The organism is Gemmatimonadales bacterium (assembly GCA_019637315.1).
Lineage (GTDB): Bacteria > Gemmatimonadota > Gemmatimonadetes > Gemmatimonadales > GWC2-71-9 > SHZU01.
Genome location: JAHBVU010000001.1, coordinates 1 through 24,822 on the forward strand (window position 1 = coordinate 1; position 24,822 = coordinate 24,822).

At 64.6% G+C, this 24,822-nt stretch carries 26 protein-coding genes; 3 read left to right on the top strand and 23 right to left on the bottom strand.

Annotated features, from left to right (window positions below; genetic code table 11):
• The 22 genes from KF785_00005 to sufB all read right to left on the bottom strand — a co-directional run.
• Positions 1-666, bottom strand: a 666-nt coding sequence (locus KF785_00005; protein MBX3145121.1) for an ABC transporter permease, incomplete at its 3' end; no start/stop codon positions are given.
• 3 nt (positions 667-669) lie between these two features.
• The gene (locus tag KF785_00010) at positions 670-1,701 is read right to left on the bottom strand and encodes an ABC transporter permease (protein MBX3145122.1); all 1,032 of its coding nucleotides are present in this window, start codon (positions 1,699-1,701) and stop codon (positions 670-672) included.
• Positions 1,698-3,113 carry an ATP-binding cassette domain-containing protein gene (locus KF785_00015; protein MBX3145123.1) on the bottom strand — a complete coding sequence of 472 codons (1,416 nt, stop codon included), beginning with the start codon at positions 3,111-3,113 and terminating at the stop codon, positions 1,698-1,700. The genes KF785_00010 and KF785_00015 overlap by 4 nt, the downstream gene beginning before the upstream one ends.
• Positions 3,110-3,892: a Nif3-like dinuclear metal center hexameric protein gene (locus KF785_00020; GenBank protein ID MBX3145124.1), complete on the bottom strand. Its 783-nt coding sequence runs from the start codon at positions 3,890-3,892 to the stop codon at positions 3,110-3,112. The genes KF785_00015 and KF785_00020 overlap by 4 nt, the downstream gene beginning before the upstream one ends.
• 1 nt (position 3,893) lies before the next feature.
• Positions 3,894-4,859, bottom strand: a complete 966-nt coding sequence (locus KF785_00025; GenBank protein MBX3145125.1) for a BMP family protein — start codon at positions 4,857-4,859, stop codon at positions 3,894-3,896.
• Entirely contained in the window at positions 4,852-5,247 is a 396-nt protein-coding gene (locus KF785_00030; GenBank protein MBX3145126.1) for a polymer-forming cytoskeletal protein, read from the bottom strand. The genes KF785_00025 and KF785_00030 overlap by 8 nt, the downstream gene beginning before the upstream one ends.
• A gap of 2 nt (positions 5,248-5,249) precedes the next feature.
• The gene (locus KF785_00035) at positions 5,250-6,044 is read right to left on the bottom strand and encodes a M23 family metallopeptidase (GenBank protein MBX3145127.1); all 795 of its coding nucleotides are present in this window, start codon (positions 6,042-6,044) and stop codon (positions 5,250-5,252) included.
• A complete protein-coding gene (locus tag KF785_00040; protein MBX3145128.1) occupies positions 6,041-6,928 on the bottom strand; it encodes a ParB/RepB/Spo0J family partition protein in 888 nt (295 codons plus the stop codon). Before KF785_00040 ends, KF785_00035 begins: the two co-directional genes overlap by 4 nt.
• Complete coding sequence (locus KF785_00045) at positions 6,925-7,719, bottom strand: ParA family protein (GenBank protein ID MBX3145129.1); 795 nt, start codon at positions 7,717-7,719, stop codon at positions 6,925-6,927. The genes KF785_00040 and KF785_00045 overlap by 4 nt, the downstream gene beginning before the upstream one ends.
• An 803-nt stretch (positions 7,720-8,522) precedes the next feature.
• Positions 8,523-10,382: a tRNA uridine-5-carboxymethylaminomethyl(34) synthesis enzyme MnmG gene (gene mnmG, locus KF785_00050; GenBank protein ID MBX3145130.1), complete on the bottom strand. Its 1,860-nt coding sequence runs from the start codon at positions 10,380-10,382 to the stop codon at positions 8,523-8,525.
• Positions 10,383-10,475: 93 nt separating this feature from the next.
• Positions 10,476-12,053: an alpha/beta fold hydrolase gene (locus KF785_00055; GenBank protein MBX3145131.1), complete on the bottom strand. Its 1,578-nt coding sequence runs from the start codon at positions 12,051-12,053 to the stop codon at positions 10,476-10,478.
• Between the two features lie 116 nt (positions 12,054-12,169).
• Positions 12,170-13,483, bottom strand: coding sequence for an ABC transporter permease (locus KF785_00060; protein MBX3145132.1), 1,314 nt, complete (start codon positions 13,481-13,483; stop codon positions 12,170-12,172).
• Between the two features lie 11 nt (positions 13,484-13,494).
• Positions 13,495-14,448, bottom strand: a complete 954-nt coding sequence (locus KF785_00065) for an ATP-binding cassette domain-containing protein (protein ID MBX3145133.1) — start codon at positions 14,446-14,448, stop codon at positions 13,495-13,497.
• Positions 14,449-14,482: 34 nt separating this feature from the next.
• Positions 14,483-14,713: a helix-turn-helix transcriptional regulator gene (locus KF785_00070; GenBank protein MBX3145134.1), complete on the bottom strand. Its 231-nt coding sequence runs from the start codon at positions 14,711-14,713 to the stop codon at positions 14,483-14,485.
• Complete coding sequence (locus KF785_00075) at positions 14,710-15,108, bottom strand: hypothetical protein (protein ID MBX3145135.1); 399 nt, start codon at positions 15,106-15,108, stop codon at positions 14,710-14,712. Before KF785_00075 ends, KF785_00070 begins: the two co-directional genes overlap by 4 nt.
• Positions 15,109-15,364: 256 nt before the next feature.
• A complete protein-coding gene (locus KF785_00080) occupies positions 15,365-15,643 on the bottom strand; it encodes a hypothetical protein (GenBank protein MBX3145136.1) in 279 nt (92 codons plus the stop codon).
• A gap of 2 nt (positions 15,644-15,645) precedes the next feature.
• Complete coding sequence (locus KF785_00085; protein MBX3145137.1) at positions 15,646-16,068, bottom strand: BrxA/BrxB family bacilliredoxin; 423 nt, start codon at positions 16,066-16,068, stop codon at positions 15,646-15,648.
• Positions 16,069-16,105: 37 nt separating this feature from the next.
• Entirely contained in the window at positions 16,106-16,564 is a 459-nt protein-coding gene (locus tag KF785_00090; GenBank protein ID MBX3145138.1) for an SUF system NifU family Fe-S cluster assembly protein, read from the bottom strand.
• The gene (locus KF785_00095; protein ID MBX3145139.1) at positions 16,561-17,742 is read right to left on the bottom strand and encodes a SufS family cysteine desulfurase; all 1,182 of its coding nucleotides are present in this window, start codon (positions 17,740-17,742) and stop codon (positions 16,561-16,563) included. Before KF785_00095 ends, KF785_00090 begins: the two co-directional genes overlap by 4 nt.
• A 112-nt stretch (positions 17,743-17,854) precedes the next feature.
• Positions 17,855-19,156 carry a Fe-S cluster assembly protein SufD gene (gene sufD / locus KF785_00100; GenBank protein ID MBX3145140.1) on the bottom strand — a complete coding sequence of 434 codons (1,302 nt, stop codon included), beginning with the start codon at positions 19,154-19,156 and terminating at the stop codon, positions 17,855-17,857.
• Positions 19,153-19,920: a Fe-S cluster assembly ATPase SufC gene (sufC, locus tag KF785_00105; protein ID MBX3145141.1), complete on the bottom strand. Its 768-nt coding sequence runs from the start codon at positions 19,918-19,920 to the stop codon at positions 19,153-19,155. Before sufC ends, sufD begins: the two co-directional genes overlap by 4 nt.
• Before the next feature lie 19 nt (positions 19,921-19,939).
• Positions 19,940-21,376, bottom strand: a complete 1,437-nt coding sequence (gene sufB / locus KF785_00110; GenBank protein MBX3145142.1) for a Fe-S cluster assembly protein SufB — start codon at positions 21,374-21,376, stop codon at positions 19,940-19,942.
• Between the two features lie 251 nt (positions 21,377-21,627).
• On the opposite strand from sufB, the gene KF785_00115 reads away from it, so the two are divergent.
• From KF785_00115 to KF785_00125, 3 genes are all read left to right on the top strand, one after another.
• Positions 21,628-22,191, top strand: coding sequence for a peptide deformylase (locus tag KF785_00115; GenBank protein MBX3145143.1), 564 nt, complete (start codon positions 21,628-21,630; stop codon positions 22,189-22,191).
• A 93-nt stretch (positions 22,192-22,284) separates the two neighbouring features.
• A complete protein-coding gene (locus KF785_00120; GenBank protein ID MBX3145144.1) occupies positions 22,285-22,962 on the top strand; it encodes a dienelactone hydrolase family protein in 678 nt (225 codons plus the stop codon).
• Positions 22,963-23,047: 85 nt separating this feature from the next.
• Positions 23,048-23,311, top strand: coding sequence for a ferredoxin family protein (locus tag KF785_00125; GenBank protein ID MBX3145145.1), 264 nt, complete (start codon positions 23,048-23,050; stop codon positions 23,309-23,311).
• A gap of 295 nt (positions 23,312-23,606) precedes the next feature.
• On the opposite strand, the gene KF785_00130 is transcribed toward KF785_00125, so the two are convergent.
• Positions 23,607-24,803 carry an alpha/beta fold hydrolase gene (locus KF785_00130; GenBank protein MBX3145146.1) on the bottom strand — a complete coding sequence of 399 codons (1,197 nt, stop codon included), beginning with the start codon at positions 24,801-24,803 and terminating at the stop codon, positions 23,607-23,609.
• Between the last annotated feature and the right edge of the window lie 19 nt (positions 24,804-24,822).

Genomic DNA, 24,822 nt, shown 5'->3' on the forward strand with positions numbered 1-24,822 from the left:
CATCCGCTCGGTAAATGCCCCAACCTGTGCCAGAACCAGCGTGGCCCCACCGATTCCGGCGAGCACACCGCCAGTGACAACGGCTCCCGTCTGGCGCCAGCGAACCGACACGCCGGCGGCGCGCGCGGCCGACGCCTGCTCACCAACCGCGCGGAGTCGCAGCCCCGAGGTGGTTCGGAACAGGTACCACGTCATTGTCGCGGCGGCGAGCATGGCGAGATAGGTGAGCCACGGCTGCTGAAAGAGCGCCGGCCCGAGCCACGGAATCGACTCGAGCCCGGGAATGCTTGCCGGGGAGAAGGTTGGCACCGTGAGGCCGGCCGAGGTTCCGTGCGCCGCCTGACGGTACCACATGCCGGTCACCCCGATCGATGCCAGAGTCACTGCGGTACCGGCAATGATCTGATCGGTCCTGGCCCAGATCGCCGTTGCCGCAAAGACCGCCGCAACGGCGCCCCCGGCCAGCATCGCGGCCGCCACGCCAGCCCAGGGGCTGCCAGTGGTGGAGGCCACGGTCGCCGCCGCGAGACAGCCAGCGAGCATGGCGCCTTCGACAGACAGGTTGATCACGCCGGCGCGCTCGGCCAGCACCTCGCCCAGTGCCGCCCAGGTGAGCGGTGTGGCGATTCGAATCGCCGCGGCGACAAAGCCGATGATCGGATCCATTGCTTAGCCGCCCGTCTCTGCGCGCAGCAATCGAGTGCGACTGACGCTCAGCAGCGCCACCACGATGATCACTGCCTGAACCACATAGACCGCGACCGCCGGCACCCCTGCCTCACGCTGCATGCCCGCAGCGCCAGCCTCGAGTGCCCCGAACCCGAGCCCGGCCACGATGACACCCAGCGGATGCAACCGCGCAATCAGCGCGACGGCAATAGCCGTGAAGCCGTAACCGGGCGACAGGTTGGCATAGAGCGAATAGGTCACGCCCGACACCTCGAAGGCGCCCGCGAGGCCGGCCATCCCGCCGGCTATGGCCAGCGCGACAGCAAGCACCCTGGGCGAATCGATCCGGCCGGAAACCCACGACGCGCGGGGCGATTCACCAACGGCCCGAAGCCGGAAGCCCCAGGCGCTCCTGGTAAACAGGACCCAGAAGATGAGCCCCAGCGCCACCGCGACGAGCAGACCCAGGTGCAAACGCGAGCCCGGCAACACCGGCAGGCGCGCAGCGGCGGCGATCGGATCGCTCTGCGGGTACGTCCGGCTGGCCTCCTGGAGCGGCCCGTGCACCATGAAACTGACCACCGCCTCCGCCACGAAGTTGAGCAGCAGCGTGCTGATGACTTCGAGCACGCCGAACCGAAGCCGCAGCCAGATCGGCACCGCAATCCAGACCACCCCGGCCAGGCATCCGGTCAGCGCAACGGCAACGATCGCGAGCGGGCCAGGCCAGCTCGCCACCTGCACGGCCATCCAGGTGGCCCCGACTGCACCGACGGTGAACTGCCCTTCGGCGCCGATGTTGAGCCCGCCGGCGCGAAAGGCCACCGCCAGGCCCAGACCAATCAGGATCAGGGGAACCGCCCGCACCAGCGTTGCCGACCCGAAGGCATACCACGACCCGAACGCACTGCGCCAAAGCGCACCAAGCGCGAGTGGCGCGTCGTAGCCGAGTGCTGCCAATCCCACCGCCAGCAGCAGCAGCCCGGTAAGCACCGCAGCCACGGGAATCAGGAGCGGACGCAAGTAGCTCACTGAGCCCCCTGCAGCATCAGGCGTCCCAGCTCCGCGCGGCTAGCGCCTTGCGGGACCGGCAGCACGACGCCCCGGTGCACCACGACGACCCGGCTTGCCAGCTCGAGGATTTCGTCGAGATCGGCAGAGTAGACCAGGACACCAGCGCCTCCGGCGGCGGCGCTGCGCAGGCGGGCGTGCACCGCAGCCGTGGCCTGGAGATCGAGACCCCGGGTCGGATTCTCCGCCACCACGACGCGCGGAGCGAGGTCGAGCGCTCGAGCCAGGATCAGCTTCTGCTGATTGCCGCCCGACAGGGTTCGAGCCAAGGCGCCGGCGCCAGGCGCCCGTACGTCATGCTCGCCAAGCAGGCGACCGGTGCGGTCCGCCGCACCCCGCCAGTTGATCCAACCGCCGCGGCTCCAGCGGTCGAGCTGGCCGAGTACGAGATTCTCCGTCAGGCTGAAGCCCGGTATCAGACCCTCGGTAGTGCGATCACCCGGAATGAAGACCACGGGAGACGCCACGAGGCCATCGCTGGCCCGCGCCTCGACGCCCGCGATCGTCCGGAGCAATTCCCGCTCACCGTTGCCCTCGACCGCCGCAACCCCAACGATCTCTCCCGCGCGAACCACGAGCCCGGACACCTGGACCACGACGTCACCGGCGGGGCCGGGAGCCTGCGGTTGCTCCGACCGGTCGGTCCCAGCGCCAAGCATCGCGGCGGCCAGCGTGGTTGCGTTCTGGGCTGCGGCCGTTCCGCTCCACACGGTCTTGCCTCGGCGCAGCACGGTGACGCGGTCGGCCACCGCCAGTGCCTCCGCAAGCTTGTGGGTGATCAGGACGACCGCACCGCCCCGGTCGGCGAAAGCGCGGAGTAGTTGTAGTAACTCCGTCGTTTCATCCTGGGTGAGCAGCCCGGTGGGTTCATCGAGCAGCAGCACACTTGCGCCCGTGGCCAATGCCTGGAGTATCTCCAAACGCTGTTTGGCACCAACCCCCAAATCCTCCGCGCGAACCGACGGATCGAGCCCCTGCCAGAGTCGAGTTCGGGTTCCATCGAGTCGATCCGATACCGAACCCGGCGCAGGGGGGCTTCCTGCCGGGTGCCGGACCCTGCCGGCCGCGAGCCAGAGGTTTTCCCGCACCGTCATCGCGGGCACTGAGGTGAAGTGCTGATGCACCATGCCGAGCCCGCGCGCTTTGGCATCGCGCGGACCGGCGAGTCGCACGGCTTCGCCTCGGATTCGGATTGAACCCGTATCGGGCTCGACCAGGCCGAACGCCACCTGCATCAGGGTCGACTTGCCGGCGCCGTTTTCACCCAGGAGGGCGTGGACCTCACCCGGCGCCAGAACGAAATCGGCCCCGTCCAGAGCCTGAACGGAGCCGTACCGCTTGCCGATGCCGGCGAGTTCGAGGACGGGCGTCACAGTCCGGTAGGATGGTGATGGTACTCCCAGGGCAGCTCGAATCGTTCCGACAGCTGCGCAGCGAGGGCCTTCACCCCAACCTGTTCGGTGGCATAGTGTCCGGCAAAGATCACGTTCACCCCGAACTCGACCGCATCGAAGTAGGTGTAGTGCGCCCCCTCGCCGGTAATGAACAGGTCGAGCCCGGCGTCCCTGGCGGCGGCGATTCGCGCCCCGGCCCCACCGGTAATGATGCCGACCCGCCGAACTCGCTCGGGTCCGCCCGGAATGAGCCGGGCGTTGGTGTCGAGCAATCCGTTGAGCCGCACCACCATTTCCTCCCGCGCGGTCGGCTCAGCGAGAGAACCCTGCACCCCCATCGGGATTCCCTTGTAGCTGTCGAACGGATCGAGCTGTTCGACCCCGAGCAGGCGAGCCAGCACCGCGTTGTTGCCGACTTCGGCGTGCACGTCGAGCGGGATATGCGCCGAATACAGGGGAATGTCATGGCTCATGAGCGCGACCAGGCGGCGATACCGACGACCCGTGACGGGCTGGTTGCCGTCCCAGAACAGCCCGTGATGCACCAGGATAAGCGGCGGCGCCTCGAAACGAGCCGCTGCCGCAACGACGCCGTCGATAGTGGCCTGACTGGCATCGACAGCAGCCACGATGCCGCCGACCCAGCCGCGATTGGCGACCTGCAGACCGTTGACGGCACCGCTTTCATCGGGAACTTCTCGAATCCGCAGATAGCGGTCGAGGTAGTCGGTAACCGTCTCGAGAGCGACGCGCGGCATCTCAGTTGACCGGCACCGGCACCAGGGTGCCGGCCGCAATCGAGTCCGCTGCGGCTCGAACCCGCGCCTCCAACTCGGCGGGCACCGCGCCGGCCAGGGCCGGATTGGGCACGTAGCGGATTACCCCGCTCGCGATCCCGAACGATTCGACCTTCGGCACAAAGGTGCCGTCGGCAACTTCTCGCGCGACGGTGAGGAGTGCCCGCGGCAGATCGAGAATGACCGAGCCCTGGACCCGATCGGGCGCCAGCTCGGTCTGATCGGCGTTGGCGCCGAAGACGAAGATGCCGTTGCTTTCCCGCGCCGCCTGAAAGACCCCCTTGGCCGCTTCGTCGGCATTGTGGTGCAGCATATCGACGCCGAGTCGGATCATGGCCAGCGCGGCCTCACGACCGGCGGCCGCATCATCGAAGGTGTTGAGGTAGGTCAGCCGGGACTCTATTGCCGGGTTGATCCGCTGCGCACCATGCAGCCATCCGCGATAGCCGCGCTGAATCGGCGGCAGCTCGATCCCGCCGACGAAGCCGATCCGCCCGGTGCGGGACAGGCCGGCGGCGTACATCCCGGCCAGATAGGTCCCCTCCTCGATTCGGAACACCAGGGGCGCAACATTCCCCTCGACTCGCTCGCCAGAGGTCACGATGAAGATCGTCTCGGGGTACTCGCGGCTGACCCGTTCGGCCGGCTGCTGAAACTCGAAGCCGTGACCGAAGACGAGGCGGTACCCTGAGGCGGCGTAGGCCCGCAAGGCCTCTTCCTGCGCACCAGGCGTCCGCGCCTCCTGGTGACTGATCGACGCCTGGAGCGAGTCGCGAATCCACTGGAGGCCCTGGTACGCGCCGGCATTCCAGGAGGCGTCCGCCACTGAGCCGGGGGTGACCAGTGCTACCGTCAAACCGTCGCCGATTGCCGATCGGCCGCAGCCAGAGAGCAGCAGCGCAAGGGCGCCGAAGGCAAGGCTACGCATTGCTGCCGGCCGCCGCGGTTTCCATCTTGATGCCGCCATTGATGCACCCGCCCTCTTGGATTAGGAGTCGCGGCGCAACGATGTCGCCGTGGATCTGGGCGGTGGCCTGTACCTCGACTCGCTCGGTCGCGATGACCGGACCGAGGACCGTACCGGCAATGACCGCCTCACGGGTCTCGAGGCCACCTTCGACCACGCCCCCTTTGGACACCAGAATCTGCTGACCGGCCGCGACGTTGCCGGCGACTCGTCCTTCGACGCGAATCACGCCCTCGGAGCGCAGGTCGCCGGTAATGACGAGGTCGCTCGCGACAATGGAGAAGTTGGCAGATTCCGCGCGGCGACGCGAGGTGCCAGGGTCGGTTCCATTGGAGGAGAACATCCCCATGGTCAGCGTCCTTCCCGAATCAGAGTCAGCGGATCGACCGAGGTGCCGTCTCGGCGGATCTCGAGGTGGAGGTGCGGCGCCGAGGATCGGCCGGTGTTGCCGCTTCGGCCGATCACTTCACCCGCGGGAACCTCTCGACCGACGGTGGTAGTGATCCGCGACAGGTGACCGTACATGGATTCGTACCCGTTCGGATGCTCGAGCAGCACGAACAGGCCGTAGTGGGGGTCGTCGCCGGTTTGCCGAACGGTTCCCCCGCCGACGGCTCGCACCAGCGTCCCGACAGGCACAGCGAGATCGATGCCGGGATGCGCTTCGTCGGGGGCGCCGGTCGGTACCTGGCCGCGAGTCAGGTACCCTGCCTCGTCGAGCGGCCAGTGAGCCGGAACCGAGGGCCCGGGCTGGTACTGACGTTGGAGACCAGGGGGCACGACCTCGATGGCCGGTGCGACCGGGATTGCGCCAACGTAGCCGACCGGCTCGGGAACGAGGTCGGCGCCGACCATACTGCGAAGTCTCGAGTAGCTCGCCTCCATCGATTCGAGCGCCGCGGCCAGCTCGCGGATCCGCCCGGTTTCGAGCGTCAGGCGTCCGACCTCGCGTTCGAGGCCGGGGACCCGAGCCGCTTGGCGCGCAATTGGGGCGTAGAGTGCGATGCCGAGCACCAGCACGATCCCGATCGCAATGGCCCCGACCACGATGGCGCGAAATGCCAGCGCCGACAGGCGGTAGGTCGTGGAGGTGAGGTCGCCGTCGCGAACGACGTTGACCGTCACTCCACGGCGCGGCGGTTTCATCCGCCGAAGGGCTCGCCCAGAATCTTCTCGAGCACTCGTGCGAGATCGTCGTTGGAGAAGTAGCTGATCGTCACGAAGCCGCGGCCTTTGCGGCGTGCCGTGACCCGAACCTCCGTCTGCAATCGATCGCGGAGCGCTTCCTCGACGCGTCGCGTCTCAGCCGATTGGGTCCGCTCCGGCGTTTTGGACGCGCGCTTCCGTCCGCCCGGCACCTCGCCCCTGACTCGGCTCTCGAGGTCGCGGACCGACCAGCCGCCCTCGACCGCTGCCTGGCCCAGGCGAGCCATCTGGCGTTCGTCGGCCAGGCCGAGCAGCGCGCGGGCGTGCCCCTCGCTCAGCACCTTGCGCTGAACCAGAGCCTGGATGTCGGCGGGCAGCTTGAGGAGGCGGAGCGAGTTGGCAACGGTGGCCCGGTTCTTACCCACCAAGCGGGCAATCTCCGCCTGGCCGAGATCGAACTCGCGCACCAGGCGCTCATAGCCCACCGCTTCATCGATCGGCGACAGATCATCCCGTTGCAGGTTCTCGATCAGCGCGAGGGTCAGGAGCGCCTGGTTGTCGACCTCTTTGACGACGGCCGGCACCCGTTGCCAACCAAGTCGCTGCACCGCGCGCCACCGCCGTTCGCCGGCGATCAGCTCGAAGCGGCCGCCCGCCTTCGACCGCACCACGATCGGCTGCAGCAATCCTGATGCGGCAATCGAATCGGAGAGTTCCTGAATCGCTTCGGGTGCGAAGATCCGGCGTGGTTGGTACGGATTCGGCTCGATCACCCCGACGGGCAGCTCGCGCAAGGCGCCCTCCGCTTGCGCTTCTTCTTTCGAGATCGGGCCCAGCAGGGCCTCGAGCCCACGACCGAGACGACGGCCTGGCGTTTCGCTCATACGTCCTCCCGAGTGCCCGCCGCGCCGCGGGCCCGTTTGAGCAGCTCCTGCGCAACGGCGAGATAGCTCTTCGCACCGACCGACTGCACGTCGTACATCAGAATCGGCTTGCCAAAGCTGGGCGCTTCTGCGAGTCGGACGTTTCGTGGAATCACGGTCTTGAACATCTTGGCGCCAAAGTACTCTCGCGCCTCTTCTGCCACCTGGCGGCAGAGGTTGAGGCGGGCGTCGTACATCGTAAGCAGCACACCTTCGATGGCCAGGTCGGGATTGAAGTTCTGCTGCACCAGGCGCACCGTGTTGAGCAGTTGCGAGATTCCCTCCAGCGCGTAGTACTCGCACTGAATCGGGATCAGCACGCCATCTGCGGCCGTCAGCACGTTGAGGGTGATGAGCCCCAGTGACGGCGGACAGTCGATCAGTACGAAATCGAAGTCATCCGCTACCTGCGCAATGGCGCTGCGCAGTCGGGTTTCCCGGCGCGGCAAGCCGACCAGCTCCAGCTCGGCGCCAACCAGTTCCTGATTCGAGGGGATCGTGGCCAGATAGGGGAGTTCACCGTCGCGAGCGATGGCGTCGGCTGCCGGCCGTTCCTCGACCAGCAGGTCGTAGAGCGACGGCCGGTCGGCATTCTTGTCGAGACCGACCCCGCTGGTGGCATTGGCCTGCGGATCGGCGTCGATCAGCAGCGTCCGTTGCTCAGCAATCGCGAGAGAGGCTGCAAGATTGACGGCCGTGGTCGTCTTGCCGACGCCACCCTTCTGGTTCGCGACCGCGATGATCCTGGCCATACACCTCGCAAGTTATTGCAATCAAATCACTTACGGCAGAACACAACTGCCATGATCCCCGGGAGGGATACCGAATATACGACGCACCCGACCATCCGTAAATGCAGCAGGTACATGATGTTCCATCCGTCGTGCCTGGACACCTCGGAGCCGGACCGCAACCATACCAGCCCGGGCGTTCCTCCAGGCGTCCCGCGATGAGAAATGCAGGGATCGCCATGGTGCAAACGCGGGGAAAGAGAGCAGAACCGCAGGGCGGTGCTACGCGGGCAAGGGTATCGCGGACTGTGGAGCTCAAGGACAGGCCGAAACGATGCTTGGGGCAGAGCCGATCCATTTAGAGGACCGGGTTTCCGACAGAGGGGTGGAGGAACGAAGGGTAACATTGCGGGCCTATCAGGCCGCGGGGGGGGGCTTCGATCAGCGCAACACAACCCGCAACACCTTCCACAGTCGCGAGCGCCTCCACGCAGGGAAAGGCCATCCAACAGTGGAACCATGTCAACCAGCGGAATCGATGCTGCCCCTAAGCAAAGGACCCTCTACGCGACACCAGTCGCCCCGGCTTCGGCCAAGCACCAGGTTCGCACTCTTTCAATGGTGTCTGACTGACCACGCCGGAAGAGAGTCGCCGTCGGAGTTCGTGTCACGATGCCATCCCTGGGGACAGCGCTGTTTCACGTGAAACAGGGGGCAGAGTGGGCGCAGTGACGGCAACGGGGGGCAACGACAAAAGCGAGGGGGTGTTCTAGTGTTTCACGTGAAACAGGCGAGGCTGAGACGACGTGCTTTCCGATCGGAGACTATGCGTTCCGGCGACGCTTCGTCACCTCCATAGCCACAGAGTGAAGGTCGCTCGGCGAAACACCAGGAATCCGCGACGCCTGCCCCAAGGTAGAAGGACGACGGTCCGATAGCTTCTCCCGAGCCTCGTACGATACCGAAGCAAACGAACGATACTCGAGGTCGCCTGGCAGCTCGAACGACTCCAACTCTGACAGCCGACTCGCCATCTCACGCTCGCGCTCGAGGTATCCGCCGTACCGTAGCTCAATCTGAGCCCAACCCGCGTCATCTCCCTCAGGCCGCGCCCCAGCCGCGTCCAGGAGATCGACCAAAGATACCCCCGGACGCTTGACGAGATCCGAGATCCTCATCGCCTCCGCGATGGGACGCTCACCAGTCGCCTCAAGGACCGGATTTGCTCCACTCGGCTGGATCGTCGTCCCGAAGGCGCTCGCCAACACGCGCTCCTCGGCCTCGAGCCGAACCTCCGCGTTGCGACGCTCCTCGTCGGTCAGAAGGCCAAGACGAATCGCCGTCGGCAGAAGCCTCCGCAGGGCGTTGTCTTGCCGTAGCAGCAGACGGAACTCCGACCGCGAGGTAAAGAGCCGGTACGGCTCATCAACTCCTCGGGTCACGAGATCGTCGACGAGCACGCCGATGAACCCGTCCTGACGCCCGAAAATGACCGGATCGCGATCGAGCGCGTATAGCGCGGCATTGAGACCCGCCACGACACCCTGACCTGCCGCCTCCTCATACCCTGTCGTTCCGTTGATCTGTCCCGCGAAGTACAGCCCGGGAATCGACCGAACCGCCAAGGTCCGATCGAGCTGTGTCGGCGGGTAGTAGTCATACTCGATCGCGTAGCCCGGTCGAGTCATCTCGACCCGCTCGAGGCCCCGAATGCTCCGCAGAAACTCCAGTTGCACCGGCGCGGGCAACGAGGTCGAGAGGCCGTTGACGTACATCTCGTGGGTGTCGTGACCCTCGGGCTCCAGAAACACCTGATGCCGAGCAGCATCGGGGAAACGCTGAATCTTGTCTTCGATCGAGGGGCAGTACCGCGGCCCCCGACCGCTGATGGCTCCGCCATAGAGCGCAGACTGCATCAGCTGCGCAGTGATGATTTCCTTGAGCCTGTCACCCGTATGGGCCAGGTAACACGGCAGCTGCGCAGGATGGGGCTGCTGGACATGGTAGGAAAACCAGTACGGCGCCTGATCACTGTCCTGGCGCTCGAACGCACTGAGGTCAACCGACCGACCGTCGATCCTGGGCGGGGTTCCCGTTTTGAAGCGTTCGACGGTAAGTCCATGTGACTCAATATCTTGCGCTACATCAACCGCCGGGGGTTCCCCCGCCCTGCCCGCCGGAATCTGGGTCTCGAGACCCATGAATATCCGGCCCCGGAGAAAGGTGCCCGCTGTCAGGACGACCGCACGGGCCCGGTACTCACGGCCGTCCGTCGTCACCACACCCGTGACGGTACCCCGCGTGGTCAGGAGCCGGGCTACCGTGCCCTGGGCAAACCGCAGCCCCGGCAGGCGCTCGAGCTCGCTCCGCACGGCTCGCCGGTAGAGCCCCCGGTCGCACTGCGCCCGCGGCGACCAGACGGCCGGCCCTTTCGACTTGTTGAGCATCCGGAACTGAATCCGCGCCCGATCGGTCGCCCGACCCATCACGCCACCCAGGGCGTCGACCTCCCGAACCACCGTGCCCTTGGCAATCCCGCCGATGGCCGGGTTGCAGGACATCTGACCGATGGTCTCGAGATTCTGGGTCAGCAGTAGCGTCGGGGCGCCCAGGCGAGCCGCCATCGCAGCCGCCTCAGCCCCGGCATGACCCCCGCCAATGATCAGAACGTCGACCATATCCATGAGGGAAAAACTAGAGGCGCCCTCCCAAAACAGAAGGGCGCCCCAGACTTGTCCTGCTCCCGACCGGAATCCGGCCAGCCTTCCGTCCCGACCTTAGCTGGCGGGCTTGATCAACCGCTTGGCCAACCAGTCGGCCACGAGACCGAGCGCCCCTTTGTCCACCGCAAAGGAGGGCAGCTGGACATACCGCCCGGGGAACCCGTCCGGATCGTAGACAAAGAGATGGTTCAGATTCGGCAGGATTTTCGCTGTCACGTCTCGATTGCCCGCCGCTTTGAACGCCTTCTCGAGCAGCGGCACGTGATCGACCGTGACCTGCAGATCCGTTTCGCCGTTCAGAATCAGCACCGGCGTCGTAACTTTGCGGGCCGTCACACTCGGATCATAGTCGAGGAAGTACCGCATCCACGGCGACTGTGCCGCTCCGGCGTCAATCGTTGCGGGAAGCGCAGCCAGCGCAGAGTCGCGCTGCGTCGGCGTCAGCGACGTATCGTTCTTGATGGCGTTGGAGAGCTGAAACGTCAGGATCGGCCGGCCGGCGTAGGCCGTGCCGGCAAGCAACACGATGCCGGCAAGCTGTGGTTCTGCCAATGCCACCTTGGGCGCGATGATGCCACCCTCGCTGTGCCCGACCAGCGCCAGCTTGGCTGGATCGATCTCCGGTCGCGTGCGCAGATAGGCGAGACCGGCTTGGATGTCCTGCGCAAAGTCCGCACTGGTCGAACTCGCCGCATCGCCGCCAGACCCGCCAAAGCCACGGTCGTCCATGCGCAGAACGGCAATGCCCCGCCGGCCCAGCGTGTCCGCGATTTCGCGGAAGATGCGATACCCCTTGAAGAGAGGAATCGCTTCGTCCCGATCCTGCGACCCCGACCCCGTAATCGTGACAACGGCCGGAACCCGAGCCCGCGCGCTCGCACCCTTGGGAATCGTGATGGTCCCCGCCAGCGTGTGCCCCATTGGCGTCTGAATCACTACATCCTCCGCCGTGTACGGTGCGCCTGGCGGTGCTGAGTAGTCGGGCTTCTCCGCAACGAGCTGATCAGCCTGCGCCCGAACCCGCTCGATGGTCAGGCGCTGAACCGGAATCGTCCCGCCGAGAATCCGGCCCTCGGCGTCGACCCGCAGTCGCATGTCGCCCCCGGCCATCGACAGAATCACCGAGTCCGCCCCGACGCGCTTCGCGGTGATCGCGAGCGTCTGACCGCCCGCCACCATGAACCCCGGATACTCGGCCGAATCTGCCGCGGCGCGCCGAAAACGCTCGAGCAGCAACTCGAAGAGCGAGAAGGTCGGGTTGACCAGCGGCAGCGCGCCGGCACGGGTTCCCAGCCGCTGCTGCGTTTTCTGCTCCCCGGTGGTCAGGTCCGCGATGACCGAATCGCCCTGAAAGGTGAGCACCGCGACCTGGCGCGGAGGCGCATCCGCAGGGTCCGCCGCCATCCAGGCACGATTGGTCAGCGTCCGCACCAGTCCATCGGGCCCCACCACGGCCGACAATCCGATCCGGAGACCCATTACCTTGACCAGCGCCTCGGCGTCAACACCCTGCGCCGTCCGGGAGAATTGTTCGACTGCAATCGTGTCGGAGCCGCTCCGAAGCACGAAGGCATTGCGCTGCGCCGCTGCGGGCGACACCATCAGCACGAACAACAGGGAACTGCACAGCATGCGTGTCAACACGGCAACATCCTCACAAGAGCGTGAACCAACCCAGCCGCAGGGAGTCCGCCGAACCGGTGACTCCCTGCACCACAATCTTCATGTTTGCCTGACGCCAACCAGTCTCAGGCAGTCCGGATCCAGCGCCACATATCCTTGAACGAGGCCTGCTTCCCGTACATCAGGATGCCAACCCGATAGATCCGGGAGGTCAGCCACACGATCAGCACCAGCCCGGCAATCATCGTCAGGACGTACAGCAGCAACTCCGGCAGCGGAATCCGAGCGATCGAATAGCGCACCGGCACCACGAACGGTGCAAGCGGTGGAATCAGACTGGCCACCTGCGCATAGCTGCTCGTCGGATCCCGCAACAGGGCAAACCCGCTGAACCAGCCCGCGAGGGTCAGTACGATGACCGGCGTCTGGAGCTGCTGCGCCTCCTGAACCGTGTTGACCATCGAACCGATTGCGGCGTAGGCTGAGGAGTAGAACAGGAAGCCCAGCACGAAGAACATCAGGAACACCACGATGAGCAGCGGATCCATCGACGGCAGCAATGAGGCCATACCGCCCCCGGCCGCACCGACACCAACGAGACCGAGCAGCTGCCCCTGATACTTCTGGAAGAGAAAGAGAGCACTGACCCAGATCCCGAGTTGCAGCAAGCTGACGAGACCGACACCGAGCACCTTGCCAAGCATCATCTGGAACGGTGTCAGACTCGACACCAGCACTTCGACGATCCGGTTGGATTTCTCCTCGATCACCGAGGTCATGACCTGGGTACCGTAGAGCACGAGCGCCAGGTACAGGATGAAGCCCATGGCATACGCCAGGATGAAAGTGGACGCGCCGCTTTCCTCCGTCAGCCGACCCTCCGTCACCTTTCTCGTCTCGAGGTTGACGGGCGCCGAGGCCTTCATGGCGACCGCAGGATCGACCCCAACCGAACTGAGTCGTTCCGAAACCAGGACCGGTGTCAGGTTGCTGCGCAACTCACGCATGTCCTCCATGCTGCCGACGTTCTTGCCGAAATATCGGAGCCTGCCCGTCGTGACAGCCCCTTCATCGAGAATCAGCAGTCCGTCCAGCGCGTTGGCATTCTGCTTCTTCGACACACCGGTGAGCGGCACCAGCGAGTCGACCACGTCCTGGACACGACCGCCCGCCGGGATCCGGATCGGGGCGTAGGTCGCTTCCTGTGATTGCCGGTTCTGCACCGCACTCAGCGTCTGCTCGACCCGTGAGCCGAAGTCTCCGGACGCGCCGTCCACGATGACGATGCGCTGGCCGCTGCTCTGGCGACTGAGAATCAGCGACGGGAGGATCGCGAGGCCAGCGAAAAAGAGCGGCCCCAGGACGGTACCGAGAATGAACGCCTTGGTCCGGACTCGCTCCACGAACTCCCGGCGTACCACTGCGAGAATCTTTCCCATAATTCGAGTCCTCAGCCTTCCTCGGTGACGGCGTAGGGGCGGGCGCCCTCAACCCCGACCTTGGCAATGAAGATGGATTGCAGCGACGCCTCCGCGACCTCAAACTTGGAAAGTCCGACCCCGGCGCGAACCAGCGCCCCGAGCAGAGCATCCGGATCGCTCCCCGGGGCAAGCTCGACTTCCGCGCTCGCTCCCCGATCCTCCACGCGACTGACCAGGCTCCGATCAGCCAGCACCGGCACCGCACGATCCGCATCGCGGCTGAAGGTCAGGTTGATGTGTTTGCCACCAAACTCGCGCTTGATATCGGCGAGGGCGCCATCGACGACTTTTTTGCCGTGCGCGATGATCGCAATCCGATCGCACATCTGCTCCGCATGCTCCATGATGTGGGTCGAGAAAAGCACCGTGCGTCCCGTGCGGGCGACCTCGACGACGACCTCTCGCATGACCCGACTGTTGACCGGATCGAGCCCGCTGAACGGTTCGTCCAGAATGACGAGCTCGGGGTCGTGGAGCAGGGTGCCGATAAACTGGACCTTCTGCTGCATGCCCTTGGAAAGGTCTTCGACCTTCTTCTCGGTCCAATCAGCCAGGTCGAGCCGTCGAAGCCATTCGATCGACTTCTGACGCCCAACCCGTCGGGAAAGCCCCTTGGTCTCCGCCAGGAAGATCAGGTGATCGAGCACCTTCATCTTCTTATAGAGCCCTCGCTCCTCAGGCAAAAACCCGATTCGGCCCGATTGATCCCGGGCACCAGCCTTATTGCCAAACAGATCGATCCGACCCTCGTCTGGCACGATGATGTTCATCATCATCCGGATCGTGGTACTCTTGCCCGCTCCGTTCGGCCCGAGCAAACCGAAGATCCCGCCCTTCGGCACACTGAGCGAAAGGTTCTGAACCGCCACATGACCGGAAAACCTCTTGGTCACTCCGTTGACGGAAATCACCGTCTCGGCCATCGACCCGTCCTTCCCTGATAAGGTTCCAACCACACTACTCGGTGCTTGCACCATGATCCCCCAACGATCCGTTGCCGTTGGGGTCGAATATTTTCTCGATCGGCTGCCCGAAGACGCGGGCAATGCCAAACGCCAGCGGCAGGCTCGGATCGTACTTGCCGGTTTCGATGGCGTTGACCGTCTGCCGGGAAACGCCCAGCCGCTCCGCCAGCTCAGCCTGCGACCAGCCGCGTTCAGCGCGCAGCACCCGAAGACGGTTGATCACTGGTACTTGCGCCTCACGGCCCAAAGCCCAAAATGCCAAAAGACGAACATGCCGAGCCAGAGAAACGGAAAGACCTCCGTAAAACGGAAATCGGGCGCCACCCGGAGCCGAGCGAGCATGCCATAGGACATGATGAGCACACCCGTCAGCGCGAACTGCACCACCAGCGCCTCCAAGTGGATGGTCCGCTCGAGCTCATCGATCTCTTTGAGCCAGCGGCTAATCCGCAGGTACCAGAACACCAGCGGCACGCTGGGCACCAGACCAGCCACCAGTCGCAAGCTGGACGGAATCACACCAGCTCGGTCGAGGAGCGCGACGGCGACAATCAGGCCGGCTGACAGCAGGGCCAGGCCGATCATCCTGGCAGTGAAATCCGAGTTCCGCTGGCCCATGGCTTCAAGTCCAAGCGAGGATGTGTGCGTCAAGCATCATTTACGATATGTCAATCTTACTTGACACCCAGAACAGCGCAAGCCCCCTGTTTGGTCGTGGCAGAGTAGTTGTCATCAGGAATACCACGTGGTCGGGGTCAGACGGACCCAGCCGACGAATCCCAATATCACCCTGTCAGGCCGCTTGCCCTTTGGGAAGAGTGGAACTCTGGTGGGGCAGGCCGGCCCGTCAGTAGCGACGGACCGGTCAGATGGATCAGAGGTCGGAGAAGCGAGTGATCTCGCCAGCCTCACCCTCAGGAACGATCATGGTGCGCTGCTCGATCTGGATCCCGAACTTACGCTGCCGCTCGAGCCAAGCCTCGAGAGAGAGGTCAGAGGTCGCCGGATCGTGAACCCCGACATCCCGAAGCACCACTCCCTTGGGGCGCCGCTCATGGTAGCGACCCAGATAGGTTTTTCCCGACGCCCCGCCCACCAGGACGGTGACACCGTGGAGTTCCTCATGGCCGGGGTGAAAGACGTGCCCGGTCATCGTTACGAAGCGCAGTGCTGATCGAAGGCCGCCTTGAGGTCGGCCGCAATCGCGTCCGGGCCGCGCCCCTCGATCTGATAGCGGTGCATGAAGTAGACGACTTCACCATCCTTGAGCAACGCCATCGACGGCGAGCTCGGCTGGTAATCGGCAAAGTAGCTGCGCACCCGCGCCGTGGCGTCGAGGTCCTGGCCGGCAAAGACGGTCAGCGTCTCGGCGGGAAGCACCTCATGCTGAAGTGCTCGCGCCAGGCCCGGCCGCGCCGCACCGGCCGCGCAGCCGCAGACGGAGTTGACGAAGAGCAACTGGGTGCCCTTCGGATCGCCGAGCGCCGAGTCGACGTCTGCCACAGTGCGAAGTTCCCTCACATTGAGCCGAGTCACCTCGGCGCGCATCGGTGCCACCAAACGTTCATCGTACGGCATACTGGTTCAGATACCTTTCAGGTTCATTTGAGTCCCCTCACCGCTGGGACCCGGTCTCGTCGATTGCCTTGAGCATGGTGTGCCACGCCAGCGTCGCACACTTGACCCGGATCGGAAACGCGGCCACTCCCGCAAAGGCCCCCAAGCTTCCAAGGGGCGCGCGACCGCTGCTCCCCTCGACCGGCGGCGCGGCCGAACTGCCGGTCACCAACCCGTGAAACCGCTCGAAGAGGGCTTTCGCCTCCGTCACGCTCTTGCCCTTGATCGTCGTCGTCATCACGGAAGCCGATGCCTTCGAAATGGCACACCCCTGTCCCAGGAACGAGACGTCTGCCACCACCCCATCCTTGACGTCGACCCAGACTTCGAAGCTATCGCCACAGAGCGGGTTGCGGCCTTCGGCATGACCCGACGACGCGGTCAGAGCCCGAAAGTTCCGCGGCGAACGGTTATGATCGAGGATCACGCTCTGGTAGAGCTCGTCGAGTTCGCTCATTGTCCGAAGACCTGTCTCGCCCGTTCTACGCCCGCGATCAGCGCATCGACCTCGTCACGGGTATTGTACGGCGCAAACGACGCACGCACCGTGGCCGGTACACCCAGCCGAGCCATTAACGGCTGGGCACAATGGTGACCGGCGCGGACCGCAACACCGCCGGCATCGAGCGCCGTGCCAACATCGTGCGGGTGCACGCCGTCGACCGTGAACGTAACCAGGCCGACCTTGGTGCGACTCCGCCCATGGATCACGACACCCGGAATCGCCTCGAGCCGTTCCGTCGCGTAATGAACCAGCTCACGCTCGTGGCGCTCCGCCGCGCTCCGATCCCAGCCGCGCAGGTAGTCGATCACCGCGCCCAGACCAAAGACCTCCGCAATCGGCGGGGTACCCGCCTCGAACCGTGCCGGTGCTGGAAGGAAGGTCGAACGCTCGATCTCAACCTTGGCAATCATTCCGCCGCCGCCCATCCAGGGCGGCATCCGCTCTAACAAGGCGCGGCGCCCCCAGAGCACGCCGAGTCCGGTCGGCCCGAACAGCTTATGGACCGACAGCACGTAGAAGTCGCACCCCAGTGCGCGGACATCGACGGTCAGGTGCGGCGCTGCCTGCGCACCATCGACCACACAGACCGCCCCCATGGCATGCGCCAGCCTCGACACCTGGGCAATCGGCACCACGGTGCCCAGTACATTGGAAACGTGGCAGACCGCCACCACCTTGGTGCGATCGGTCAGGTGTCGCTCCAGCCACGCCAGGTCGAGGTCACCGGCGCCGGTAATCGGGATCCCTCGCACCCGGGCCCCGGTCCCCTCAGCGATCAGCTGCCACGGCACCAGATTGGAGTGGTGCTCCATCTCCGACACGAGAATCTCGTCGCCGGGCCGCAGCACCGAACGACCGTACGACTGCGCCACGAGATTGATGCCAGCGGTCGTCCCCGGCGTAAAGACGACTTCGTCGACGCTGGAATTGAGAAACGCGGCCGTCTGCTCCCGAACGGCTTCGAAGCGGGTCGTGGCTTCCTGACTGGCCGTGTGAACTCCGCGAGCAACGTTGGCTGTTACCTCGCGATAGTAGCGCGCCATCTCATCGATCACAGCCTGGGGCGTCAACCCGGTGGCCGCGTTGTCGAGATACGCCAACGGCGCCCCCCGGATCTGCCGTGCGAGCATCGGGAAATCCGGCCGGACCGCATCGGGGTTCCACCGCGCGGTTACAGGCACAAACGCCCCCGTCGAGTCGGGGGCGCCGTTGGCTATCGTCTCACTGGCCACGAATCCTCCTTCAGCGCACCGTGCCGAGCCTGGCGTGCACCAGGATATCGAGCGCGTTGCGCACCGGGGCGGATGAAATTTCTTCGAGCACTTCCGCGGCAAACGCGTAGGTCTGAATCCGCCTGGCCATCTCGGCGGGTACACCCCGACTCTGCAGGTAGAAACCCGAAAGCGGATCCAGGTTACCAACCGTGGCGCCGTGGGTGCACTTCACGTCGTCGGCAAAGATCTCGAGCTGCGGTTTGGTATCGATCTTGGCCGTATCCGACAGCAGCAGGGTCCGGTTGGTCTGCTTCGCATCGGTCTTCTGCGCAATCGGCTGCACGAAGATCTTGCCGTTGAACACGCCGTGTGACCGACCGTCGAGAATCGCCTTGTACACTTCCCAGCTCCGACAATCGGGCTGATCGTGGAACACGACCGTATGGTTGTCGATCAGCTGATCGCCGTGCGCCAGTGAGAGGCCGTACAGCAGGGCCTCCGTGTTCGGCGCGTTGAGGCGAGTGTGCAGGTTGTGGCGGGCAATGGCGCTGCCCATGGCAAGCGAGAAGGAGCGGTAGTGACTGTCCCGCCACTGATTGACTTGGGTAAAGGCGGTATGGTACGCCGCTTCACTCTCCCGCTGAATTCGGCTGTGCTCGATCCACGACCCTTCAGCCATCGAGATCTCGCAGACCGGATTGGTCCAGTAGCGCGCGCCCGGCGCGAGCGTCACATAACTCTCGACCAGCTGAGCCCGCGCCTCGCGTTCGACCAGCACCAGCGCCCGCGGGTGGATCGCCACACCGTCGGCCTCGGCGGTGCTGACGAACACCAGGTGAATCGGTGTCTCGATGACGGCGCGCGCTGCGATGCGCACCAGCGCTCCATCGCGGGACAAGGCCGTGTTGAGGGCAGTGAAGGGCGTTGCGTCCGGCGAGACATGCTGGCCGAGATGCCGCTCCAGAATCTCGGGCTCCGCGGCAAGCGCCACGGCCAGCGTCGTCGCCGTCAATCCCTCGGTGGCCGGACTGCTGGAGAGCTCAGGCGCAAACTGGCCGTTGACGAAGACCAGTCGAGTCCATTCCGGATGGCCAAACAGAAACGGCTCGAGGTCCTCGGCCCGGACGGTGGCCGCGCGACTCGCCGCGGCAAACTCCGCCCCTGCAATCGGGGCGACCGGCGTGAAGCGCCACTCTTCGTCCTTGGCCGTCGGGAAACCAGCCTGCTGGAAGCCGTCGATGGCCGAGCGGCGGAGCTGCTGAAGCCACGCTGGCAGCCCGGCGGTGCTGGCGCTCTGCGCCTCGTACTGCCGGAGGTACGTCTCGATCACGCGCTGGCCTCCACCACCCCGGTCAGCCACTCGTAGCCCTTGGCCTCGAGTTCGAGCGCCAGTTCCTTGCCACCGGAGCGAATGATCTGCCCGTCAGCCAGCACGTGCACGAAGTCGGGCACAATGTGATTGAGGAGACGCTGATAGTGCGTCACCACGATGTACGCGTTGTCGGGACGCCGGAGCGCGTTGACGCCGTTGGCCACGATGCGCAGCGCGTCGATATCGAGCCCGGAATCCGTTTCATCGAGCAGGGCCAGTTTCGGCTCGAGAACGGCCATCTGCAGGATTTCGTTCCGCTTCTTCTCACCGCCGGAAAACCCTGCGTTGACTGCCCGCTGCACGATCTCCGGGCCCCATTCGACCAGGTCCAGCTTCGACTCGAGCAGGTCGAGGAAATCGATCGGATCGAGTTCCTCCTCACCCCGCGCCTTGCGGATCTCGTTGTAGGCCGAGCGGAGGAAGTAGGCGTTGGTCACGCCGGGGATTTCGACCGGATACTGAAACGCCAGGAAGACGCCCGCCTGCGCCCGTTCCTCCGGCTCGAGCTCAGCCAGATCCTCACCCTGATAGAGGATTTCGCCGCCCGTGATCTCGTACGCGGGATGCCCGGCAATGACCTGAGCCAGAGTGCTCTTGCCCGAGCCATTCGGCCCCATGATGGCATGCACCTCGCCTGCGTTGACAGTCAGGGAGAGACCCTTGAGGATCTCTTTGTCGCCCGCGCGAGCGCGGAGGTCTTTGATTTCCAGTAACGGCGCCACGTGTCCACTTGCTCCGTAGTTATCCAACGCTGCCTTCGAGACTGATGCCCAGGAGCTTCTGCGCCTCGACCGCGAACTCCATCGGGAGCTCCCGGAAGACCTCCTTACAGAAGCCGTTGACGACGACCGAGATGGCGTGCTCCGTATTGAGACCACGTTGCTTCAAGTAGAAGATCTGATCCTCACCGATCTTCGAGGTCGACGCTTCGTGCTCCAGTGCGGCCGAGCGGTTCTGCACATCGATATATGGGAAGGTGTGGGCCCCGCACCGGTTCCCGATCAGCATCGAGTCGCACTGGGTGTAGTTCCGCGCGCGATGCGCCCGCGGCATGATTTTGACCTGACCGCGGTAGCTGTTCTGACCCTGGCCCGCTGAAATGCCCTTGGACACGATGGTGCTCTTCGTGTCCCGGCCAATATGGATCATCTTGGTGCCGGTGTCGGCCTGCTGCCGTCCGTTGGCCACGGCCACCGAGTAGAACTCGCCGATCGATTCGTCGCCCTGCAGGATGACGCTGGGGTACTTCCAGGTAATGGCGGATCCGGTCTCGACCTGGGTCCAGGAGATCTTGGAGCGGGCGCCGGCGCACTTGCCGCGCTTGGTCACGAAATTGAAGATCCCGCCCTTGCCCTCGTCGTCGCCGGCGTACCAGTTCTGCACCGTCGAGTACTTGATGGTTGCCCCTTCCAGGGCCACCAGCTCGACGACGGCGGCATGCAGCTGGTTTTCGTCGCGCTTGGGGGCGGTACATCCTTCGAGATAGCTCACCGTCGAGCCTTCATCCGCAATGATGAGGGTCCGCTCGAACTGCCCGGTGTTCTGGGCATTGATCCGGAAGTAGGTCGACAGATCCATCGGACAGCGCACGCCCTTCGGCACATACACGAAGGAGCCGTCGCTGAAGACCGCGGAATTGAGCGCCGCAAAGAAATTGTCGCTGGCGGGAACCACCGATCCCAGGTAGCGCTGAATCAGCTCGGGGTGCTCACGCACCGCCTCGGAGAAGGAGCAGAAGATGATGCCCATCTCGCCCAGCTGCTTCTTGTAGCTCGTCCCGACCGAGACGCTGTCGAAGACGGCGTCGACCGCGACACCGGAGAGGATCTTCTGCTCGGTCAGCGGAATGCCCAGCTTGGTATAGGTCTCGAGCAGTTTGGGATCGACTTCGTCGAGACTGCCGAGCGGCTTCTGGGTCTTCGGTGCGGAGTAATAGACGATCGACTGGTAGTCGATCGGCGCGTATTTGACGTTGGGCCAGTGTGGCTCGGTCATCTTGAGCCAGCTGCGATACGCCTTGAGCCGCCATTCGAGCAGAAACGCCGGCTCGCCCTTCTTTTCTGAAATGAAGCGCACAACGTCTTCGGACAGTCCCGGCGGAAGCGAATCCGCTTCGATGTCCGTAACGAAGCCCCATTTATACTCGCGGTTGACCAGCGTTTCGACTGAATCGCTCATTGCCGTCCTCGTTCGCTGCGCCGCATCCATGGACGCAACTCGCAATCCTAAGTGAAATAGTCGGGATTGTCAAATGAGAATGGAGCAAATGTAACCCGTTGTCCGGGCGGCACTTTGGCAAGACCGGTTGGGCCTGATTCTCATTTCCAAACCGACATCGCGATCAGAACATTTAGGAGTACTTAAGGATACTCCTATCTGCGCCTGCTCGACCACTTGGCCGCTGCACCGGAACATACAAGATTAGAAGGATGGCCGTCCATCGAATTCGCAGCCTCGGAGACCCTGTCCTCCGGACCAAATGTGAACCCGTTGCCAAGCCGGGCTCGGCTGCGGTTCGAATGGTGATCGACGACCTGCGCGAGACCCTGCGAGACTGGCAGTCACGTTTTGCAACCGGCCGGGCCATTGCGGCCCCCCAGATTGGTGCCCCGATCCGAATCGTCTACGTCGAGATGGACCGGCCCTGGGCCCTCGTCAACCCCGAAATCATCGACATCGGCACCGAGGATTTCACGGTCTGGGACGACTGCTTTTCCTTTCCCAACCTGATGGTTCGGGTCCAACGCGCCTATCGGATCCGGGTCCGGTATCAGGACACCAAAGGCGCCACCCACGAGGTCGAGCTCGAGGGCGACCGGGCCGAGCTGTTGCAGCACGAGATCGACCACCTGGACGGCGTCCTCTCGATCGATCGCGCGCACGGAGCGGACGCCTTCTGCCTTCGCGAAGAGTGGAGCCGCTGGTACACCTCGAACGACCGGTATGGCGAACCGGAGCCACGGCATATCCAGCTCGCTGCTCCGCTGCTCTAGCCCAGTCCCGCCGGTATCGCGAGCCAGAGAGCCCTCGGCTGGTAACCCGACGCGCTATGTTTCCTCCTCCGATCCCGGTATCACGGAGGACAGATGGGCACCATGGTGAGCTACCCGGCCAACGGGCACACGACCTCAGGTTATCTGGCGCTTCCGGAAGGGGGAACCGGCCCAGGACTGCTGGTCATTCAAGAGTGGTGGGGACTCGTCGACCACATCAAGGACCTGGCCGACCGCTTTGCTCGGGCCGGTTTCGTTGCGCTCGCCCCGGATTTCTACCATGGGGAGACAACCAAAAGTCCCGACGAGGCTGCCAAGCTCTTCATGGCAGTCAACATCGACCGCGTCGGCGCCGACCTCCATGGCTCGGCTGCGTACCTGCTGAGTCGCGCCGAGGTGAGCTCATCACGAGTGGGCGCGGTCGGGTTCTGCATGGGCGGCCAGCTCGCCCTCTTTGCGGGAATGCAGTATCCCCAGTCGATTGGTGCCGTGGTCGATTTCTACGGCATCCATCCGAAGGTCACGATCGACCCTGCTCGGGTTACCGTTCCTGTCTTGGGACATTTCGGCAAGCGCGACGGTTCGATTCCCGCAGCGACGGTTGAAGGCCTGGCCGACGGCGTCCGCAAAGCGGGCGGCACCTTCGAAGTGCATTGGTACGACGCCGATCACGCCTTCATCAACGACACCCGCCCCGCCGTATATCACCGGCCGAGCGCAGAGCAGGCGTGGGACCGGACTTTGCAGTTCTTCCAGCGGCACTTGACCTAAGGCGGGCAGCCGGGGGGCCCTTGCGCGGTTGTCGTCCCCCTCATACTGTGTCGGCTCGACCAATGCGGTTCATCTTGGAGGTTTTGTGGCGTACGTAATCACGGAAGCATGCATCGGCGTCAAGGACAGGGCCTGCGTCGACGTATGCCCGGTCGACTGCATCTACGAAGGCGCCGACCAGCTCTACATCCACCCGGACGAATGCATCGACTGCGGTGCCTGTGAGCCGGAATGCCCGGTCAGCGCGATTTACCCGGAAGAAGAAGTGCCCGAGAACCTGGCCACATATATTGCCAAGAATCGGGATTCGTTTTCGAGTGCCACTCCCCCCGGTCGGCCGCAGCGCTAGTTCTCCGGCAGTCGACAGTTCCGCGTCGGGCGGCTTCCTGCGGGAGGCCGCCTTCGTTGCGCTTGGGGTCGGCGGGGTCAGATGAGGCGAGCCCCAAGGGTGGAACCGCCACCCTTGGGGCCCGGGATTGGAGGAACTGCCAGACGGAGACTCGAGGGGAGAGTGAGTCAGGCCGCCTTACCAGATTAGACGCCTGAGCCCACCAGATGGTTTCACACCTCGTTTTCGGTCCTCCCCGCCAATCCGTTCAGGGGACGCCCGGCCCGACTGAAGGGCCCAACGTCGGTCGGCAGGGTCAGCGCAGCGTTTGTAGAAACTTGAGGATCCCGCGCGTCGTCGGTACCGGCTGCTCGACGCATGGCAGATGACCGGCGCCGGGCACTTCCACCAGCCGCGCATCGGGAATCGCCCCCGTCATGGCCTGCGAGATGGCGGGTGGCGTGATCACATCCTCATCGCCCACCATGACCAGGGTCGGCACCCCGACCAGCGTCGAGAGCAGCGGAGTGCTGTCGGGACGATCGCGCATCGAGGTCAGCGCACCCACGATGCCGGACACCGGGGTCCGAACGATCATGTCGCGCACCAACTGGATGATCTCCGGCGGCACGCTCGGCGTGAAGAAGCGCGGCAACATCGCCTCAGCGGCGGCGAGCGCTCCCTGATCCCGGACCCGGGTCACCAGCTGGTCGCGCGCCTTGCGTCCCTCGGCGCTGTCGGCCTCGGGTCGGGTGTCCATCAGCACCAGACCGCCAACGTGGCTCCGGTATCTCCGCAGAAACTCGAAGGCGATGTAGCCGCCCATCGAGTGCCCGATCAGAACCACCCGATCCTCGCCCAGCGCATCGATCAATGCGGCAAGATCATCGGCGTAGGTCGCCATCGAATAGCCCAGGTCGGGCGCATCCGACTGGCCCATGCCGCGCAGATCGGGCGCGATCCGGCGAAACCCGGTCAGCGAATCGATCTGATGGCGGAAGATGGTTCGGTCGAGCGGAAAGCCGTGTACGAAGACGAGCGCCGGACCTGAGCCTCGAATCTCGACGGCCAGACTGACTCCGTTGACGGTCAGACGATCAAGCATCTCGGCGCTCGGGCGGGCGTTGAAGAATCTGGCGACCTCGTCAGGAACCGGCTGCGGCAGGCCCTGACGATCCACACAAACAAAGACGAACTCCGCCGTCGCAATCGCACCGTCGTCGGCGGCCCGCCGCGCGTGCTGCCGGATTGTAAAGCTGGTGCGCCCGAGGTGGGTCAGGGTCTGGCCGAAGCGCACCACATCCCCGGCCCGAACCGGAGCATGGCAGTCGAGCACATTGCGGCGAACCACCGGCGCAAACCCATGTCGACCAAAAACGTCCACCCCTGGCCCACGCGCAAACTGATCCCACCGGGCTCGCTCGAACAGCCGCAGCAAGGCGGCGTGGCTGATCGAGCCAGCCGCATCACAATCGTCGGGAACCACGACGAACTCGACTTCGGCATCGCGCATCACGATTCGCTCGCTGGTT

Bases quoted from the DNA above. Each gene is read 5' to 3' on its own strand.
- KF785_00040 (MBX3145128.1), bottom strand. From the start codon at position 6,928: ATGAGCGAAACGCCAGGCCGTCGTCTCGGTCGTGGGCTCGAGGCCCTG.
- KF785_00085 (MBX3145137.1), bottom strand. From the start codon at position 16,068: ATGCCGTACGATGAACGTTTGGTGGCACCGATGCGCGCCGAGGTGACT.
- KF785_00120 (MBX3145144.1), top strand. From the start codon at position 22,285: ATGGGCACCATGGTGAGCTACCCGGCCAACGGGCACACGACCTCAGGT.
- KF785_00045 (MBX3145129.1), bottom strand. From the start codon at position 7,719: ATGGCCAGGATCATCGCGGTCGCGAACCAGAAGGGTGGCGTCGGCAAG.
- KF785_00080 (MBX3145136.1), bottom strand. From the start codon at position 15,643: ATGACCGGGCACGTCTTTCACCCCGGCCATGAGGAACTCCACGGTGTC.
- mnmG (MBX3145130.1), bottom strand. From the start codon at position 10,382: ATGGATATGGTCGACGTTCTGATCATTGGCGGGGGTCATGCCGGGGCT.
- sufB (MBX3145142.1), bottom strand. From the start codon at position 21,376: ATGAGCGATTCAGTCGAAACGCTGGTCAACCGCGAGTATAAATGGGGC.
- KF785_00095 (MBX3145139.1), bottom strand. From the start codon at position 17,742: ATGCTCGCACGGCAGATCCGGGGGGCGCCGTTGGCGTATCTCGACAAC.
- KF785_00020 (MBX3145124.1), bottom strand. From the start codon at position 3,892: ATGCCGCGCGTCGCTCTCGAGACGGTTACCGACTACCTCGACCGCTAT.
- KF785_00065 (MBX3145133.1), bottom strand. From the start codon at position 14,448: ATGGCCGAGACGGTGATTTCCGTCAACGGAGTGACCAAGAGGTTTTCC.
- KF785_00130 (MBX3145146.1), bottom strand. From the start codon at position 24,803: ATGCGCGATGCCGAAGTCGAGTTCGTCGTGGTTCCCGACGATTGTGAT.
- KF785_00025 (MBX3145125.1), bottom strand. From the start codon at position 4,859: ATGCGTAGCCTTGCCTTCGGCGCCCTTGCGCTGCTGCTCTCTGGCTGC.
- KF785_00115 (MBX3145143.1), top strand. From the start codon at position 21,628: ATGGCCGTCCATCGAATTCGCAGCCTCGGAGACCCTGTCCTCCGGACC.
- KF785_00035 (MBX3145127.1), bottom strand. From the start codon at position 6,044: ATGAAACCGCCGCGCCGTGGAGTGACGGTCAACGTCGTTCGCGACGGC.
- KF785_00075 (MBX3145135.1), bottom strand. From the start codon at position 15,108: ATGGGCCAGCGGAACTCGGATTTCACTGCCAGGATGATCGGCCTGGCC.
- KF785_00090 (MBX3145138.1), bottom strand. From the start codon at position 16,564: ATGAGCGAACTCGACGAGCTCTACCAGAGCGTGATCCTCGATCATAAC.
- KF785_00060 (MBX3145132.1), bottom strand. From the start codon at position 13,483: ATGGGAAAGATTCTCGCAGTGGTACGCCGGGAGTTCGTGGAGCGAGTC.
- KF785_00055 (MBX3145131.1), bottom strand. From the start codon at position 12,053: ATGCTGTGCAGTTCCCTGTTGTTCGTGCTGATGGTGTCGCCCGCAGCG.
- KF785_00030 (MBX3145126.1), bottom strand. From the start codon at position 5,247: ATGGGGATGTTCTCCTCCAATGGAACCGACCCTGGCACCTCGCGTCGC.